The organism is Ensifer sp. 4252 (assembly GCF_050434565.1).
Classification (GTDB): Bacteria; Pseudomonadota; Alphaproteobacteria; order Rhizobiales; family Rhizobiaceae; genus Ensifer.
This window is the reverse complement of the sequence record NZ_JBNDIU010000003.1, coordinates 157,878-174,643: the sequence shown is the minus strand read 5'-3', so window position 1 is coordinate 174,643 and position 16,766 is coordinate 157,878. Positions and strand designations below refer to the sequence as shown.

16 protein-coding genes are annotated in these 16,766 nt (G+C 62.8%); 8 read left to right on the top strand and 8 right to left on the bottom strand.

Annotated features, from left to right (window positions below; genetic code table 11):
- Nucleotides 1-178 precede the first annotated feature (178 nt).
- The 5 genes from ABIE33_RS09830 to ABIE33_RS09810 all read right to left on the bottom strand — a co-directional run bounded on the left by ABIE33_RS09830 (nt 179) and on the right by ABIE33_RS09810 (nt 5,763).
- A complete protein-coding gene (locus ABIE33_RS09830; protein ID WP_429124333.1) occupies nt 179-3,457 on the bottom strand; it encodes an adenylate/guanylate cyclase domain-containing protein in 3,279 nt (1,092 codons plus the stop codon).
- A 240-nt stretch (nt 3,458-3,697) separates the two neighbouring features.
- Nucleotides 3,698-3,973, bottom strand: coding sequence for a hypothetical protein (locus ABIE33_RS09825; RefSeq protein WP_429124331.1), 276 nt, complete (start codon nt 3,971-3,973; stop codon nt 3,698-3,700).
- Nucleotides 3,974-4,009: 36 nt separating this feature from the next.
- The gene (locus tag ABIE33_RS09820; RefSeq protein WP_429124329.1) at nt 4,010-4,192 is read right to left on the bottom strand and encodes a hypothetical protein; all 183 of its coding nucleotides are present in this window, start codon (nt 4,190-4,192) and stop codon (nt 4,010-4,012) included.
- 114 nt (nt 4,193-4,306) lie between these two features.
- On the bottom strand, nt 4,307-5,245 hold the full coding sequence (dapA, locus tag ABIE33_RS09815) for a 4-hydroxy-tetrahydrodipicolinate synthase (RefSeq protein WP_429124327.1): 939 nt from the start codon (nt 5,243-5,245) through the stop codon (nt 4,307-4,309).
- Between the two features lie 11 nt (nt 5,246-5,256).
- Complete coding sequence (locus tag ABIE33_RS09810) at nt 5,257-5,763, bottom strand: hypothetical protein (protein WP_429124325.1); 507 nt, start codon at nt 5,761-5,763, stop codon at nt 5,257-5,259.
- 303 nt (nt 5,764-6,066) lie between these two features.
- On the opposite strand from ABIE33_RS09810, the gene ilvD reads away from it, so the two are divergent.
- A complete protein-coding gene (gene ilvD / locus ABIE33_RS09805) occupies nt 6,067-7,905 on the top strand; it encodes a dihydroxy-acid dehydratase (protein WP_429124323.1) in 1,839 nt (612 codons plus the stop codon).
- Between the two features lie 192 nt (nt 7,906-8,097).
- A complete protein-coding gene (locus ABIE33_RS09800) occupies nt 8,098-8,526 on the top strand; it encodes a lipocalin-like domain-containing protein (RefSeq protein WP_429124321.1) in 429 nt (142 codons plus the stop codon).
- 57 nt (nt 8,527-8,583) lie between these two features.
- Here ABIE33_RS09800 and ABIE33_RS09795 read toward each other — a convergent pair whose 3' ends face one another.
- A complete protein-coding gene (locus tag ABIE33_RS09795; RefSeq protein WP_429124319.1) occupies nt 8,584-8,988 on the bottom strand; it encodes a GFA family protein in 405 nt (134 codons plus the stop codon).
- Between the two features lie 371 nt (nt 8,989-9,359).
- On the opposite strand from ABIE33_RS09795, the gene ABIE33_RS09790 reads away from it, so the two are divergent.
- Nucleotides 9,360-9,821, top strand: a complete 462-nt coding sequence (locus ABIE33_RS09790) for a MarR family winged helix-turn-helix transcriptional regulator (RefSeq protein WP_429124318.1) — start codon at nt 9,360-9,362, stop codon at nt 9,819-9,821.
- A gap of 37 nt (nt 9,822-9,858) precedes the next feature.
- On the opposite strand, the gene ABIE33_RS09785 is transcribed toward ABIE33_RS09790, so the two are convergent.
- A complete protein-coding gene (locus ABIE33_RS09785) occupies nt 9,859-10,305 on the bottom strand; it encodes a MarR family winged helix-turn-helix transcriptional regulator (RefSeq protein ID WP_429124316.1) in 447 nt (148 codons plus the stop codon).
- A 61-nt stretch (nt 10,306-10,366) separates the two neighbouring features.
- Here ABIE33_RS09785 and ABIE33_RS09780 point away from each other — a divergent pair, with 61 nt between their 5' ends.
- From ABIE33_RS09780 to ABIE33_RS09765, 4 genes are all read left to right on the top strand, one after another.
- A complete protein-coding gene (locus ABIE33_RS09780; protein WP_429124312.1) occupies nt 10,367-11,095 on the top strand; it encodes a DUF899 domain-containing protein in 729 nt (242 codons plus the stop codon).
- A 142-nt stretch (nt 11,096-11,237) separates the two neighbouring features.
- Entirely contained in the window at nt 11,238-11,702 is a 465-nt protein-coding gene (locus ABIE33_RS09775) for a DUF1579 domain-containing protein (protein WP_429124310.1), read from the top strand.
- A gap of 77 nt (nt 11,703-11,779) precedes the next feature.
- Nucleotides 11,780-12,550, top strand: coding sequence for a VOC family protein (locus ABIE33_RS09770; protein ID WP_429124308.1), 771 nt, complete (start codon nt 11,780-11,782; stop codon nt 12,548-12,550).
- 294 nt (nt 12,551-12,844) lie between these two features.
- The gene (locus ABIE33_RS09765) at nt 12,845-14,605 is read left to right on the top strand and encodes a GGDEF domain-containing protein (protein ID WP_429124306.1); all 1,761 of its coding nucleotides are present in this window, start codon (nt 12,845-12,847) and stop codon (nt 14,603-14,605) included.
- Between the two features lie 28 nt (nt 14,606-14,633).
- On the opposite strand, the gene ABIE33_RS09760 is transcribed toward ABIE33_RS09765, so the two are convergent.
- Nucleotides 14,634-15,542 carry a LysR family transcriptional regulator gene (locus tag ABIE33_RS09760; RefSeq protein ID WP_429124305.1) on the bottom strand — a complete coding sequence of 303 codons (909 nt, stop codon included), beginning with the start codon at nt 15,540-15,542 and terminating at the stop codon, nt 14,634-14,636.
- Between the two features lie 110 nt (nt 15,543-15,652).
- Between ABIE33_RS09760 and ABIE33_RS09755 the strand changes: the two genes are divergently transcribed.
- A complete protein-coding gene (locus ABIE33_RS09755; RefSeq protein WP_429124710.1) occupies nt 15,653-16,687 on the top strand; it encodes an aldo/keto reductase in 1,035 nt (344 codons plus the stop codon).
- Nucleotides 16,688-16,766 lie beyond the last annotated feature (79 nt).

Here is a 16,766-nt window from a genome sequence, read left to right as displayed (position 1 = left end):
CTCATGCCGGTCGTGGGTTACGGAGATGCGGGGCAAGTCTCGCGCAATGGCATGAACGCAACCACCTCGTCCGGCACAAACCGATTGACAACGCAGGTTTCTCTATCGGAAACCGTCGGCGGCCGATCATGCAATCTGGATCTTCGTATTTACCTTCGACGGACCTGCCCGCGGCGCACTAGTCGAGGAACGGCAATATCATCAACGCTTCGGGATCAAGGCCGTGCCGGGTACATATGTCGCGAGCCGAGGCGAAGTGCCTTTCCGCACCATCGAGATCACCCGCATCAAGGCAGAGCGTCGCCAAGCCATCATAGCACGGAAACAGCAGCTGCGCCTCTCGCGTTTCGAAGGCGAGTTCGAGTGCTTCCTCGTACAGGAGACGCGCGACATCAGGGCGACCGTGACACTGGTCGATCTGTCCCAGTACCAGCAACGATACCGGCAGGTGATCGCGCTGATCGAGTTCGCGGTCGATAGCGATCGCCCGTTCGGCTGCCGGAATGCCATCGGCTGCACAGCAGTCCGTAAAAGTGCAATAGGCCACGGCCAGATTGGAAAGAAGGCGCGCCTGAAAGCCGAGGTCCCCGATACGCTGCGCCATGTCTAAACCGAATTTGCAGACTTCGATTGCCCGTCGCGGCTCGATGATCGTGTAGAGAACGGCAAGGTTGGTATAGCCCCGGCAAGCTGCATTGAGCAGATCGGCCGCCTCGGCGACCGCGACACTGCGCTCGATCGTTGCGATTGCCTCGGTGCCGCGGTTAAGACGCGCCGATGCCACGCCTTTGGTATTGAGTGCTTCCGCTGTTACGCGATCCATCTCGCGTCGAGCGTCCAACGCTTCCGGCGCCAAGGTCTCGACACGCTTCAACGCATCGTCGGCCCAGGCCATGGCCTCGACATAGTTGCCCATGCGAAAGGCCAGGTGACCGCGCTCCTGCGAGAGATGGGCGCTTTCGATCGGCGCGTCCACGTTTTCCAAAAGAAGGGCCGCCGCCGCGAACGCTGCCAACGCTTCGTCGCGCCGCGCCGCTTCCCACAGAAGGTGCCCGAACTTGCGTTGGATGCGTGCCGCCGAAACCCGGTCGTCGGTGGCGCGATAGACGTCGAGAAGAGAACCGTAATGTCCGCCGGCCGCGTCGCGCTGACCCGAAGAGCCAAGCAGATCGGCCACGCGTTCGCGTGCGGCCAGCCATTCGCCGCCCTCCTCGCCCGCCGCCGCCCATGCCGCCATGGCCTGTCTGTAGAACCGAATGGCGTCGTCGTTCGCATAGATCGCCTGCGCACGATCGCCCGCCGCCATGAGATAGCGCGCGCCTTTTGACTTGTTCTCCGACTGGCTGAAATGGTAGCCGAGCAGCGCCATCTCCTCCAGCCTTGCAGTCTGGGCACCGTAGCGACGTTCGAGACTGTCGGCGACAACGGCATGTATCTCCGCGCGCCGACGCAGAAGCAGGTTGTTGTAGACGACCTCCTGCAGCAGCGTCTGGGTGAAGCGGTAGGTCAGCGCGCCCTGTAAGCGGCCCTCCCGCGTCTCCTCGATAATCTCCGCATCGCAGAGCAGATCCAGCGCCGCTTCGATCATGGCATCATCGCCGGCAACGACGCGCAGCAAGTCGACATCAAAGCGCGGCCCAATGACGGCGGCATGATGAAGTAGCCTGCGGGAGTGCGGTTGTAGCCGGTCGATCCTGCCCAGCAACATGGCTTCGATTGTCACGGGAATATCGACGGTGGTCTCGCGCTCGACCACGCGCCAGGTTGCTCCGAGGTGCTTCAGGGCATCGACTTCGATCAGGCCGCGAACGATTTCCTCGATGAACAGCGGATTTCCGCCGGCGCGACCCAGTATGCGGCCGGCCAGCCCCCGATGCAGACCATCGGAGCCGAAGAAGGCTGAAAGCAGCTTGCGCCCTTCAGCCTCGGTCAGCGGCGCGAGCCGCAACGCCGTCAGGCTCGTTCGGCCAGGTTTCAGCCGATCGACCGCCGCGTCGGGGCGCTGCGTCGTCAACAGCATCAATGGACTGTCCTCCATCCGCTCAAGAATAAAGGCAATGGCATCGAGAGACGCGGCATCGGCCCAATGCAGATCCTCGATCACCAGCAGCAGCGGCGCTCGCGACAGGCGCCGCTCGAAGATGGCCCGCACGGCCGCAAAGAGCTGACGCCGCATCTGCTCCGGTTCAACATGACGCAACGTTTCGTCGTGTGTCCCCATCCCCAGAATGCGAAGGAAAAGCGGCACAAGCTGTTCCAGCTTTTCAGGCGTAAAGCCGATCTCCGCCAGCCCTGCGGTGAGAAGCACGGTGGTCCGCTCCAATGTGTCGAAGGTCGAAATACCGTAGGCGCTGCGCAGAACAGCTGCCAAGACCCCGTAGGACGGCTCGCCCAGCGACGAAGAGCTTGCGCGACGAACGACGACGTGCCCGAAACGCGGATCAACGGCGACCAGCGCCAGAAATGCGTTGACGAGCCGCGATTTCCCCATCCCCGCATCACCGGACAGCCGCACCAATTGTGCGGTTCCGTCACAGGCGAGTTCCAGACAATTGAGCAGGCGCTTCATTTGCCCATCGCGCCCGACCAATGGTGCTGTCAGGCCGAGAGCCTCCAGACCGCGTGCAGCACCTGGTGCATCAAGAACCTCGATCAGCCGGTAAACCTCGACGATGCCGGCTTTGCCGCGCAACGCGGTTGCCCCGAGCGCCTCGTAAGCGAAGGCATGGCGGGTCACGCGGTAGGTGACGGGTCCAACGAGGATCTCACCGGGCCCGGCCATTGACTGCAGGCGCTGGGCGGTGTTCACCGCATCGCCCGTGACCGAATAGGATTTGCTGTCTCCGGCTCCCAAGGCGCCGGCAACCACGGTGCCGGTATTCAACCCGACATGCAGGTTCAGCGGTTGACCGATGCGATCCTGCCAACGCTCACCAATCAGGCTTGCGCGCGCGATCATATCGATCGCCGCCCGAAGGGCTCGCTCGGCATCGTCCTCATGCGCCACCGGGGCGCCAAAAAGAGCGAGCAGCGCATCGCCGATGAATTTGTCGACGAAGCCGCCATAGGCTTCGACCGCCTCTGTCAGTTCGGCAAAGAGTTCGTTCTGAAAGGTCTGCAGGATCTCCGGATCCATGTGCTCGCCAAGGCCTGTGAAGCCGCACAGATCGGCAAAGAGGATGGTTGCGGTGCGGCGGTCGGCATTTTCGTTGTCGCCCGAGGGCGGTAAGGTTGGATCTCGTGCCGCTCTTGGCGCCGGCATCACTGCGGCCCGCCCAGACCCCAAAACCTTTGCTGCCGCCGGTCTGTCCATCGGCGTCCCGCAATTCGGGCAGAAAGCGAAACTTGGGAGACAGTCGGCGCCGCAGCTCGGACACAGGCTCTGCTGTTTGGCTCCGCATCTCGGGCAAAACGAAAATCGCCCCTCGATCTCGCAGCCACATTCATGACAGTTCATCAATGGCGAACCTTCGAAGAGGCCCCGCGCGCCGCATGCCATCCAGAGCCGTTTGGACACAATCACCGCAAAAGAATGGACCCGCTTGCACGGCTTTGCAAGCAAGCAACCGCTAACATTAATGCATCAGGAAAGGTCCGGATCCGAACGGGCCGCACCATGGCACCCTTGAGAGACGTGCTGCGTTCTGCTTCCGTCGGTCACGCGATCCCGCGACCGACGGAAACAAGGGCAGCGAAATCAGGAGTGGGCGCGGCGCCGGGGCTGCCTGCGCGCGCTCGATCTGCTCGCAAACGTTCCAAGGTCGATGGCGGCGCTGTCGGGCGCCCGGCAAACCTCTTCAGGATGGCGATCGCTTGCTTCGACTGCGAAATGGATTGCTGCCGCCTCGTTGGTGAACAGCCCTCCGACCAATCCCTTGCGGTCGGAAACAACCCACCATCCGTGGCTATCGCGCCCGACGACGAAACGCGCCCGCGCCAGAAAACCACGCCGAATCTGCTGCATACTGTCCATGATCGAATGTTCCTTGTTGATGAATAGTGCGGCCGCTCAACCGGCGAGCCAGGGGATGACCGTCTGGATGCCGTAGGCGAGCCCGAGCACGATACCGAGGCGGATGCCGATACCGAGGAAAGCGTCGCGAACCGCACTGTTGTCGGCGTGACAGCTGTCGGTCCCCTGCGACCGGCGTCTTTGTTCCGCCTGCGCGGCAAGATGGGGAAAGCGTGACATGGTCTGTCTCCTTTGATGTGTTTGATGTGAAGCTCGGGCCGTGCCCGTCGTGCACAGCTGCAAGAGCCGCCCAATTTGCGATGACATGGAAGCGCCCGGTCGATGGCCGCAGCCTCAGCTCGCAAGTGCGAGGGGCAAGCGCGGGCTGACATGCTGGCCGTCACGCGTCTCGATCAGCGGTTCGAGTGCCGAGCGGATCTCGGCCGCCGTCTCCGGCGACACCGTCGTCAGCGGCAGCCGCACTTCGGGGCTTAAGCCCCGGGCCAGATGCAGGGCGTATTTGATCGGGCCCGGATTGGTTTCGCGTTCAAGCGCGGCGAACAAAGGCTGCAGCCGCTCATGGATGGCGACGGCCGCCTGGCTGTTGCCGGTTGCGATCGCATGGTGCAGGGAAACCGTCAGCCTCGGCACGACATTCGCCGCCACCGAGATCGTGCCATGCCCGCCGCAAAGGTTGAACGGCAGCGCCGTCTGGTCGTTGCCCGAGAATTGGCAGAGCCGCGCCTTGACCGATGGCGGCGACGCGAGGAAGCGACCGATATCACCTGTCGCATCCTTGATGCCGACGATGCCGGGCAACTGCGCCAATCGCTCGAGCGTGCGCGGCGCAATATCGACCCCGGTGCGTGAGGGCACGTTGTAGACGATGACAGGCAGATCGACCGCCCGGACCACCGCCTCATAGTGGCGATAGATCCCCTCCTGGGAGGGCTTGTTGTAGTAGGGCGCAACGACGAGCACAGCGTCGGCGCCGAGCGTATTGGCCTCGGCGGTCAATTCGATCGTCGTTTCGGTAGAGTTCGTGCCCGTGCCGGCGAGAACAGGGATTTTCCTCTCCGCGACCTCGACGCACCCTTCGATGACCGTCTTACGCTCAGTGCGGGAAAGCGTCGCCGCTTCGCCCGTCGTTCCGCAGGCGACGATGCCGGAAATGCCGTGGCGGATCTGCCATTCGACGAGCGACATCAGACCGATGGCATCGACCTTGCCGTCCTTGAATGGCGTGACCAACGCCGTGATCGCCCCTTCGAGGCGAAGCGAATGATCGCTCATGGAAATGTCCTTCAGGTTGGGAGATGGCCGCGGCGGGTGCTGTCGCCTTCAATCGAAAGCCGAAAGGCGCGGCAGCATTGCAGGAAGGCCGAAAGGATCGCCGACGCCAGATCGGCGTGGCGCGCTTTGAACGTGACACGGCCGGCACCGGCGGGTGCGTAACGAAGCGCGCAGGTCCACACCCCGCACTCATGGCTGAGGGTACGCAGGCAAAGCTTGGCTTCGGTCAAAGCCGTCAGATGGATCACGGCATCGACCAATGCGTCTGCGGCCATCAACTCGCGAAAGCGGCGCGACGGCCAGTCTTCCGGCACCAGGTCGGGCCTGTCGCCGAGCAACCGCACAGCCTCCCAGACGTGATGCTCCCGCAGACGGCGAACCGCGGCGATGCGCAGAAGCAGGAGCGTCAAGGCATCCGCCCCGCCATCTGCGTGATCCGGCTCCACGAAGGGGCCTCTGCCGGGCTGGCGATCCGGTGTATCGGAACGATGGCTAAAGTTGAAATCGTGAAGGGTCATGGTGCTCACCCGTTGTCGATGAGCAAAGGCTACCCCCGCCCCGCGTCCGGTTTCGATTGCGACTTGCACCGGCCGGCATAAGATTTTCATAAGGGGGATCACGTGCCGGGTGTCCAAGGCCAAGGCACGACGCTAGACTGGCGCGAGGGGGTCGTTATCCGGCCGAAATGCGGGCAGTGACGCGTCGAAATAATCTGACGCAAAAGATGACGTGCGCGCAATTTTGCGCTAGGTAGCCCCTGCACTGGAGGTCAATGACCGCCATATCAGCCAATGACATTTCGTCCTTGAAGGAAACCGTCCATGCCTGCCTATCGCTCCCGCACCACCACCCACGGCCGCAACATGGCCGGCGCCCGCGGCCTTTGGCGCGCGACGGGCATGAAGGACAGCGACTTCGGCAAGCCGATTATTGCGGTGGTCAACTCGTTCACGCAGTTCGTGCCGGGCCACGTGCACCTCAAGGACCTCGGCCAGCTTGTCGCCCGCGAGATTGAAGCGGCCGGCGGCGTTGCCAAGGAATTCAACACCATCGCCGTCGATGACGGCATCGCCATGGGCCATGACGGCATGCTCTATTCGCTGCCGTCGCGCGAAATCATCGCCGACAGCGTCGAATACATGGTCAATGCCCACTGTGCGGACGCCATGGTCTGCATCTCCAACTGCGACAAGATCACGCCCGGCATGCTGATGGCGGCGCTGCGCCTCAACATCCCGGCCGTCTTCGTGTCCGGCGGCCCGATGGAAGCCGGCAAGGTCGTCCTGCACGGCAAGACCCATGCGCTCGATCTGGTCGACGCCATGGTCGCTGCCGCTGACGACAACATCTCCGACGAGGACGTCAAGATCATCGAGCGGTCCGCCTGCCCGACCTGCGGTTCCTGTTCCGGCATGTTCACCGCCAACTCGATGAACTGTCTGACGGAAGCGCTCGGCCTGTCGTTGCCGGGGAACGGCTCGACGCTCGCGACCCACGCCGATCGCAAGCGCCTGTTCGTCGAGGCCGGCCACCTCATCGTCGACATCGCCCGCCGCCACTACGAACAGGACGACGACAGCGTTTTGCCACGCAACGTCGCCTCCAAGCAGGCCTTCGAAAACGCCATGGCGCTCGACATCGCCATGGGCGGCTCGACCAACACCGTTCTGCACATTCTCGCCGCCGCCCATGAGGGCGAGGTCGATTTCACCATGGCCGACATCGACCGGCTGTCGCGCAAGGTTCCCTGCCTGTCGAAGGTGGCGCCGGCCAAGAGCGACGTGCACATGGAAGACGTGCACCGCGCCGGCGGCATCATGTCGATCCTCGGCGAACTCGAAAAAGGCGGCCTGATCAATCGCGATTGCCCGACCGTGCACAGCGAAACCCTCGGCCACGCCATCGACCGTTGGGACATCACCCGTACCACGAGCGAAACCGTGCGCAACTTCTTCCGCGCAGCCCCCGGCGGCATTCCGACCCAGGTTGCCTTCAGCCAGGAAGCGCGCTGGGATGAGCTCGACACCGACCGCGAAAAGGGCGTCATCCGCTCGGTCGAACATCCCTTCTCCAAGGACGGCGGCCTTGCCGTGCTCAAGGGCAACATTGCACTCGACGGCTGCATCGTGAAGACCGCCGGCGTCGACGAGAGCATTCTGAAGTTCTCCGGTCCGGCACGGGTGTTCGAAAGCCAGGACGCATCGGTCAAGGCCATCCTCGCCAACGAGATCAAGGCCGGCGACGTCGTCGTCATCCGCTATGAGGGTCCGAAGGGCGGCCCGGGCATGCAGGAAATGCTCTATCCGACGAGCTATCTGAAGTCGAAGGGCCTCGGCAAGGCTTGCGCGCTGATCACCGACGGCCGCTTCTCCGGCGGCACCTCGGGCCTTTCGATCGGCCATGTCTCGCCGGAAGCGGCGAACGGCGGCACGATCGGCCTGGTGCGCGAAGGCGACATGATCGACATCGACATCCCTAACCGCACGATCGGCCTGCGGGTCGACGAGGCGGAACTCGCCAGCCGCCGCGCCGAGCAGGACGCCAAAGGCTGGAAGCCGACCGAGGTCCGCAAGCGCAAGGTCACGACGGCACTCAAGGCCTACGCGGCCTTTGCCACCTCCGCAGACCGCGGTGCGGTTCGCGACCTCGGCGATCACTAAAGTTCGACTGGCAAGAGATAAGAGGCTCCCGCCTGCGCGGGGGCCTTTTTTATACGTTTTATGCGTCGCTTGATGGAAACGGCTTGGCGACTTGCGACCATGCTCCCCGCTATTCAATCCAAGCGCAGCCAAGCTGTTCCGCACACAATTCACCTGCTATTTTAGGTTTATCTAATTTCCGTGGAGTGAACGATGGCGAACGCGGCGGACCTGCTCGGCACCTGGAAAATGCTCTCCTGGACCCGCAAGGCGGTAGCATCGGGTGAGATCACCGATGCCATGGGTCCGGACCCCATCGGCTACCTCTCCTACCAGCCGGTAGGCCGCATGACCGCAGTCGTGGTCAAGCGCCATCGCCCGGCGTCGAATGGCGCACCCCCCACCGACGAGGAAAAGGTAGCACTGTTCGATTCGATGCTCGCTTATGCCGGCTCCTATACGCTCGAGGACGGCAAGGTCATCCATCATGTCGATGCGAGCTGGAACCCGGCCTGGGGCATTTCCGACCTGATCCGGCCATTCATGCTGGACGGCGACCGACTGGTGATCCACAGCGCGCCGGGCATCGATCCGACAACCGGCGAAGAGGTCACCTACCACCTCGAGTTTCGCAAGGTGTAAGTCGCCTGCAAAGGCGCCCACCTATGCGGGAGCTTGCATGACGCCCGATGCAGCAACCTAGAGATGGCGCGTCTCGGCCGGCGGGTGGAACCAGTTGTTGTTGCGGCCGTCCATATATTGCACCGGCGCTTCGGCGAGCACGGCGGGGTCGACGTCATCGAGCGTCGCGACGTTGACGGAATAGTAGGCGCCGCCGATTTCCTCGATATAGCCATGTCCAAAGGCGGCGATGCCGCAGGTCTTGCAGAAGCGGTGATGCACGCTGTCGCTACCGAACTGGTAGTCGGCGATATCGACTTCCTCGGCCTGCAGCCGGAACGCATCCGGTTTCACGATCGCGCCCCAATAGCGCTTCTTCCAGCAGATCGTGCAGTTGCACTTGCCCGTACCGGCGTCGAGATCGATGTCGGCCTCATAGCGGATCTTTCCGCAATGGCAGCTTCCCCGATAGGTCAGTTTCATCACCTTCACTCCCAATTCGAGACCAGAACAGCCCATGTTTCAATGCGTAATAATTGACAACTTGCTGTCATTTCATCTTGTCATGATGACAACATATTGTCAATTGTGCTCCGCGTCGGTTTTCCGGAAAAAGCGAATCGGGCGCAGCGCCCACATGGCGCACCTGATCTAGAGATGCCGTTGCCCTTGGTCGTGCCGGCATCAAGGTCGAAATCGGCCTCGTATCGCACGGTGCTGCAGGGGCAACTGCCTTTGTAACTCCGTTTGGACGTTCGCATTTCCCTTCGTGCGATCAAAACGCTTGCGACGAGCACGCCACCATGACAACATGCTGTCATTATTCACCATGGCACTTGGTAGTCGCTGTCAACATGAATGACCCTGTCCGCACCCCCGCCGGCGACGCCTTCGCCCAGTTCGCCATCTCGGTGCTTCGCCTGGCCGGTCCGTTGACGGCGGCTGGCGACGTGCTCGCCAAACCCTCGGGCCAGACCAGTGCGCGCTGGCAAGTGTTGGCGGCCGCAAGCCACGCACCGATGTCGGTTGCGGACGCCGCGCGCGCGCTCGGCCTTGCGCGGCAGGGCGTGCAACGCATCGCCGATCTGCTCGAAGAAGAAGGGCTGATCGCCTATGGCGACAATCCGGCGCACCAGCGCGCCAAGCTGATGGTGCCGACGCCGCGCGGCGAAGAAGTGCAGGATGAAATCAAGGCAAGGCAGGCCGTCTGGGCGGATGCCCTCGGGGCGGAGCTCGGAGAGGAGCGGCTGCGGCGGGCAACCGCGTTGATCGGCGAAGCGATCGCCATGCTGCGGGATCGCCCGGCGACGGGCTAGAACCAGATCGCTTCAGTCCGCGCTCGCAAAGCGTGTTTCAGGCAAACTGCAGGAGATCGCCGCGCAAACGCTCCGGCCCGCCCTCGCCAAGCCTCTCGTCGACGACCGCGTGGGTCGCCCTCCAGATCGGGACAGCCCGCGCCAGCAGACGCTCGCCCTCTGGCGTCAACCGTAGCCAACGCGACCGTCGGTCCTCCTCGTCGGCGAAAATCTCGACGAGCCCACGCCGCTCCAGCGGTTTCAGCGCTGCCGTCAGCGTCGTGCGATCCATGGCAAGCAGCAAGGCCACGGTGCGCATGTTCGGCGGCGCCGGGCGATTGAGCGACATCAGCACGGAAAACTGGCCGTTGGTGATATCGAGCGGCCGCAAGGCATCGTCGAATTGGCGGGCAATCGCACGAGCCGCGCGCTGGACGTGCAGGCACAGGCAGGTGTCCTTCACGAACAATGTGGTCTCGAACGGAATGACGGGCGATTTTGACATAACTGATTAATGTTGATATCAACGTAATTAGTCAAGTGCAACGTTGGAAGGAGGAACGGGCATGAGACAGGATCATGCAGTCGTATCGTCGCAGGAATGGCTGAAAGCGCGAAAAACGCTTCTGGATCTGGAAAAAGAGCACACCCACCTGAGAGACAAGGTCAACGCGGCGCGCCTCGCCTTGCCTTGGGTGAAGATGGAAAAGTCCTACGTCTTCAACACGCCGGACGGTCAGAAATCCTTGGCCGAACTCTTCGACGGCCGCAGCCAACTCGTCGTCTACCACTTCATGTTCGGCCCGACCTGGGAGGCCGGCTGCCCCGGCTGCTCGTTCCTCGCCGACCATTTCGACGGCATGCTGCCGCATCTCAATCACCACGACGTCACGTTGATCGCCGTCTCCAATGCCCCGCTTTCCAAGCTCGAAGCCTACCAGAAACGCATGAACTGGCATTTTCCCTGGGTGTCGGCCGAGGGCAACAGCTTCAACAGCGACTTTCACGTCGCCTTCACGCCTGCCGAACTCGCTGAGGGCAAGGTCATCTACAACTTCACCGAGACGGAAAGCGCCAATGCGCACGAGGAACTGCCCGGTCTCAGCGCCTTCCAGAAGGTCGACGACAGCACCGTCTACCACACCTATTCCACTTATGCCCGCGGGCTTGAGGAAATGGTCGGCACGCTGATGCTTCTCGACCGCGCGCCGAAGGGGCGAAACGAAGAGGGCACGCAGGGTTTCGTGCGCCGCCACGACGAATATGGCGATGCACCTCAACGCAAAGCCGGTTGAGCGTCCCGGCACCGCGCCCGGAACGGAACCTTTCGGCTCCGGGCGCGTTTCTTCCCGCTCATATCCCTGATTCACTTGTATCTCTGATCGACCCTTGCATATCTCGGATCGATTTTCACGCGTCCCCAGGAGAGGAAGTTCAGTGAAGGCAGAACCGGAAGAAGCGCATCGCTGGCTTGAACACTTGCTCGGCGATTGGCAGGTACGCACATCGGGCGAACCGGAAACGGTCACCCCATGGACAGAGCATGTTCGCAGCCTTCAGGGGCTTTGGGCCGTCTGCGAAGGCCGGGGCACCATGCCCGACGGCAACTTCGGCGAGACCTTGATGACACTCGGTTACAACCCGGAAACCGGACGTTTCGTTGGAACCTGGGTCGGCTCGATGATGACCCATATGTGGATCTATGACGGCGAGCTTGAACCGGACGGACTGACGCTGTCGCTCTACAGCGATGGCCCCGACTTCGATGCTCCGGGCAAACAGGCCAGGTATCGCGACGCGATAATCCTTGACGGCCAATCCCGACGCCTGCTGACGACCCATGTCAGGACAGATGACGGGACCTGGAAGGAAATGATGACGGTGGAGTACAGCCGCCTCTGACATGGGCTGAAGCGCCTCGCACGGCTGGACCGGCTCCGGCCGGCGCGGCTTCCAACTTTGCAACCGGAGGACATAAGATGGCAGGCCATAACGGCAAATTCGTCTGGTACGAACTGATGACCACGGACACCAAGGCGGCAGAAACCTTCTACAAGGATGTCGTCGGATGGGATGCCCGCGACGCCGGCATGCCCGGCGTGAGCTATACCCTGTTCAGCAAAGGCGAGCATCAGGTCGCGGGCCTGATGACCATGCCGGAAGGCGCGCTCGAGATGAACGTGCCCCCAGCCTGGCTCGGCTATATCGGTGTCGACGATGTCGATGCGGCGGCGGCAACGGTTGCTGCCAAGGGCGGCAAGATCCACCGTGCGCCGGACGACATCCCCGGCATCGGCCGCTTCGCCATCGCCACCGACCCGCATGGGGCGGTTTTCGCCCTGTTTACCGGCACCGGCGAGCCGCCACCCGCTGTCGACCCGATGACGCCGGGGCAGATCGGCTGGCATGAGCTGATGTCCGGCGACCTCGACAAGGCCTTCCCCTTCTATGCCGAGGTCTTCGGCTGGACCAAGGATCACGACATGGATATGGGCGAGATGGGCACCTATCGGATCTTTGCCATCGACGGTGCCCAGTCCGGCGGCATGATGACCAAGCCGAAGGATATCCCGTCACCCTATTGGCTTTACTACATCAACGTCGCAGCGCTGGACACGGCTATCGAGCGCGTCAAGTCCGGCGGCGGCAAGATCGTCCTTGAGCCCATGGAAGTGCCGGGTGGAGCCTGGATCATCCAGGCGCTCGACCCGCAAGGTGCTCTTTTTGCCCTTGTCGGTCAGAGAGGCTGAACGCAACCCGAGATCGAAACGGCCTGCCTGGTATCCATCGATAGGCTCCAGGCAGACCGAACGGCACCGCTCACATAGAAGACCCCTCGCGACCGCGGCTGGCGTGCGCCGCACGCATCCCTCAGTTGCGGTTTTACCCATGGTATTTTAGGGTATTTCAGGGATATTTAACACCTTATGCGATAGTACTGCGGCATGTATCACTGATCGCGGAAAGCATTCCTTCTCCGTGGCAAGAAATTGTCGCGACTCCGGCACGATGACCGGTAGCATTGGTGGACCAACTTCGCGCAAATGACCAATCCCACACCCAATGAGCCGCAGCGCAGCGAAAGCGGTCGAGACCTTCGCTCCGCCAAGATGCTGCGCCGCAAGCTGCAGTGGCTGATCGCCATCGTGGTCGCCTGTACGGGTGTGCTTGCCACCGAAATCATCGCCGCCTCCTACTCCGACTTCGTCATTGCCCGACGCAACCTCGCGGAAGTCATCGCATTCTGCCGGGTTCTCGACACGGCAACCTATCTCTCGGCCGAACGCGGGCCGTCGAACGGGGTCATGGGCATCGGCGTCGCCCCGGGCTCACCGGTTCAGGCGCGCCTTGCCGAATTCCGGGCGCGCAGCGACGCAGCCTTTGCCGAGATCGTGGCCGGCGCGACCGGTGGCAGCCGGTCGGAGCCGGCAACGGCACTTTCGCCCATCCTTGCCGAAGTCCAGCGCCGCCTCCGGCTCGCCCGGGCCGAGATCGATCGCATCGCCGCCATGCCGCCGGAACGCCGCGACCTCAAGGAAATCCAGACGGCCATCGAAGGCATGTTCGCCGTGATCGACGCGATGCGCCCTGCCTTCGACTGGAACATCCAACGCCTGACGAACACCGATCCTGATCTGGCGGGCATCGCCATCGCCGCCCACATGCTCGCCAATCTGCGCGAGGATGGTGGTCGTCTTGCCTCCCAGCTCATGGCTCCGGTCGCGGTCGGAAAACCGCTGGAAGCCAAGAACATCGCCGACAGCGAGCGAACACGCGGTCGCCTGCAGGAAATCTGGTCCGTCGTCGGCAAGCCGGGCGCACTGCCCGGGTTGAAGCCGAAGAACATTGCCGATATCGCCGCGATCGAACACCAGTTCTTCGGCGAAGGTTTTGCGATTATCGACAGCGTCGTGTCGGTCGGCAGACATACCGGGCATTACCCTGTCACGGCCGAGCAATTCACCGACCGCTACGTTCCGAAGATGAAGCCGCTCGAGATCCTTCGCCGCGACTTCATGGACGCCACGGTCGAAAGGCTTGCCAGCAGCAAGACACAGGCCTCGGTAAAGCTGGCGGTCGCCACCACCGCGACCTTCGCCTTGTTCATCGTCCTTCTCATTCTCATGCGTCGCGCACGATCGCTGGTCTTCGAGCCGCTGCTGCTTGCGCGCCACAGCATCATCGAACTTGCCAATGATCGCCCGATCGCGCGATTGAGCGGCAAAGGCGGCGAAGGCGAAATGGGACGGCTCTTCGATGCGATCGACGTGCTGCGTCAGAGGCTCGACGAGCGCACCCTCCTGATGAAGCACCTCGAGCGCCAGGCCGAAACCGACGAGTTGACCGGTCTGCTCAACCGTCGCGCGCTGGAACTCATCGGCGGCGCCGAGGATGTGGCGGGTAACGAGAAGAACGCCTGCCTGATCCTGATGGATATCGACCACTTCAAGCAGATCAACGACACCCACGGCCATCTTGTCGGCGACATCGTGCTGAAGGAAACCGCCCGCATCATCCGCTATTCCGTGCGCTCCTCCGACCTGGTCGCGCGTTTCGGCGGCGAGGAATTCGCCGTCATCACCCCCGGCGACGATCTCGAGGCCGCTCGCGCCCTTGCCGAGCGCATCAGGTCCAATCTTGCGCGCGAACCGATCACCTTTGCCGACGGCCAGGAGCTGAACGTCACCGCAAGTTTTGGCGTCGCCGGTGCCGACGCCAACCCTGGCTGGAAAGGCCTGATCGAAAGCGCCGACACCGAGCTCTACCGCGCGAAATCCGAGGGGCGCAATCGCGTCTGCGGCTAGCCCGACAGGTAGGCGCCCCGCCTCATCATCAGCCGGAAAGTCGCGCCCGTGCCGCCAGGAAGTCGAGCATCACCCGAACGCGGGACGGAAGCGCCCCACCCTGGCCTTGAAAAACAGCGTGGAAGGTTTCGCGGTCTCCCGGATTGAGATGCTCGACAAGCGGCACCAACCGGCCGGCATCGATGTCATCCCGGACCGTGAAGGTCGCCATCCGCGCCAGCCCGACGCCAGCCAGAGCCAGCCGACGCAACCCCTCTCCGTCGCTCACGCGTACCTTTTCACTCGGCGGCACCAAAATTGCTTCGCCATTGGACAATAGCGGCCACCCGTCGACGGCCCTGGTGTAGCTGAGGCTCAAGCGATTGTGCGTCATGAGCTCGCCAAGGCTGTCGGGTTTGCCGCAACGAGCGAGGTAAGACGGCGCTGCGACGATGGTCATCGACGTGCTGCCGAGCTTGCGCGCAATCAGCCTGGATGCCTTGAGCGGCCCCCCGCGGATCGCGATGTCGACGCGCTCCGCCATCAGGTCGACGACAGCATCGGTCTGGATGATATCGACCGAAAGATCCGGATATGCGCTCAGCAATTCCGGCAACAGCGGCATCAGCACATGCGTGGCAAAGGAGGCGCTGGCGTTGAGGCGGACACGCCCTGCCGGCACATCGCCGGCGGCTGCCTGTCTTTCCGCGTCGTCGATATCGGCGAGAATGCGGGCAGCCCGCTCGTGAAAGGCACACCCCTCCGGCGTCAATTGCAATTGCCGCGTCGAACGGTTGATCAACCGAACGCCGAGCCTCTCTTCCAGCCGCTGCACCAGCTTGCTCACCGCCGATGGCGTCATGCAGCATTCGCGTGCGGCTGCGGAGAAACCGCCGAGTTCGACGGCCCTGACGAAGACGGCCATTTCGCCGGAGCGGTTGATCGAGTGTCGCGACATGTGACTTCAACTCACAAATGATGTTCCTGCAGATGGTCTACCTCTCAAATGGTCGAGACACCACCTTCCTCTTGCCAATGCAGGCATGAACGCAATGAGGAGTTCGAATGATGGAATACAGACGGCTTGGATCGTCCGGATTGAAGGTTCCCGCGCTGAGTTTTGGCGCCGGAACGTTCGGCGGCAAGGGCCCGCTTTTCAGCGCCTGGGGCAACTCCGACAACGCGGAGGCACGCCGTCTTGTCGACATCTGCATCGAGGCCGGCGTCAATCTGTTCGACACCGCTGATGTCTATTCCGACGGCGCCTCCGAAGAGGTGCTCGGCGCGGCCATCAAGGGACGGCGCAATGACGTTTTGATCTCCACCAAGATGTCGCTGCCGATGGGCGATGGTCCGAACGATGCCGGTTCCTCGCGCTCGCGGTTGATCAAGGGGGTCGACGATGCCCTGCGCCGCCTCGGCACCGACTACATCGACCTAATGCAGTTGCACGCCTTCGATGCCGGCACGCCGGTCGAAGAGGTGCTTTCGACGGTCGATACCTTGGTGCGCGCCGGCAAGCTGCGCTACGTCGGCGTTTCCAATTTCGCGGGGTGGCAGCTGATGAAGTCGCTCGCTGCCGCGGAAAAGCACGGCTATCCGCGCTACGTCGCCCACCAGGTCTATTATTCGCTGGTCGGGCGCGACTATGAATGGGAGCTGATGCCGCTTGGGCTTGACCAGGGCGTCGGCGCGCTCGTCTGGAGCCCGCTCGGCTGGGGGCGTCTCACCGGCAAGATCAGACGCGGCCAGCCCTGGCCGGAAGGGAGCCGCCTGCACGATACCGCCTCGTTCGGCCCGCCGGTCGATGACGACCAGCTCTACGATATCGTCGACGTGCTCGACGAGTTGGCGAGTGAGACCGGCAGGACCATCCCGCAGATCGCCATCAACTGGCTGCTGCAGCGCCCGACGGTGTCGAGCGTCATCATCGGCGCCCGCAACGAAGAGCAGCTGCGCCAGAACCTCGGCGCTGTCGGCTGGTCGCTGACCGCCGAGCAGATTGCGCGGCTCGACCAAGCAAGCCGGAAGACGCCCGCCTACCCGCACTTCCCCTATCACCTCCAGGAAGGCTTTGCCCGCCTGAACCCGCCGGCCGTGTGATCTTCCGGCCGTGACGATAGACGCGCCGGAGAAATCCGGCGCCGTCTTTCACGCTTGCTTTCTCTCTTCGCATTGCACA

Coding starts and splice junctions, on each gene's coding strand:
- ABIE33_RS09810 (WP_429124325.1), bottom strand. CDS start 5,763: ATGACCCTTCACGATTTCAACTTTAGCCATCGTTCCGATACACCGGAT.
- ABIE33_RS09780 (WP_429124312.1), top strand. CDS start 10,367: ATGAGACAGGATCATGCAGTCGTATCGTCGCAGGAATGGCTGAAAGCG.
- ABIE33_RS09830 (WP_429124333.1), bottom strand. CDS start 3,457: ATGAACTGTCATGAATGTGGCTGCGAGATCGAGGGGCGATTTTCGTTT.
- ABIE33_RS09770 (WP_429124308.1), top strand. CDS start 11,780: ATGGCAGGCCATAACGGCAAATTCGTCTGGTACGAACTGATGACCACG.
- ABIE33_RS09785 (WP_429124316.1), bottom strand. CDS start 10,305: ATGTCAAAATCGCCCGTCATTCCGTTCGAGACCACATTGTTCGTGAAG.
- ABIE33_RS09755 (WP_429124710.1), top strand. CDS start 15,653: ATGGAATACAGACGGCTTGGATCGTCCGGATTGAAGGTTCCCGCGCTG.
- ABIE33_RS09790 (WP_429124318.1), top strand. CDS start 9,360: ATGAATGACCCTGTCCGCACCCCCGCCGGCGACGCCTTCGCCCAGTTC.
- ilvD (WP_429124323.1), top strand. CDS start 6,067: ATGCCTGCCTATCGCTCCCGCACCACCACCCACGGCCGCAACATGGCC.
- ABIE33_RS09795 (WP_429124319.1), bottom strand. CDS start 8,988: ATGAAACTGACCTATCGGGGAAGCTGCCATTGCGGAAAGATCCGCTAT.
- ABIE33_RS09760 (WP_429124305.1), bottom strand. CDS start 15,542: ATGTCGCGACACTCGATCAACCGCTCCGGCGAAATGGCCGTCTTCGTC.
- ABIE33_RS09825 (WP_429124331.1), bottom strand. CDS start 3,973: ATGGACAGTATGCAGCAGATTCGGCGTGGTTTTCTGGCGCGGGCGCGT.
- ABIE33_RS09765 (WP_429124306.1), top strand. CDS start 12,845: ATGACCAATCCCACACCCAATGAGCCGCAGCGCAGCGAAAGCGGTCGA.
- dapA (WP_429124327.1), bottom strand. CDS start 5,245: ATGAGCGATCATTCGCTTCGCCTCGAAGGGGCGATCACGGCGTTGGTC.
- ABIE33_RS09800 (WP_429124321.1), top strand. CDS start 8,098: ATGGCGAACGCGGCGGACCTGCTCGGCACCTGGAAAATGCTCTCCTGG.
- ABIE33_RS09820 (WP_429124329.1), bottom strand. CDS start 4,192: ATGTCACGCTTTCCCCATCTTGCCGCGCAGGCGGAACAAAGACGCCGG.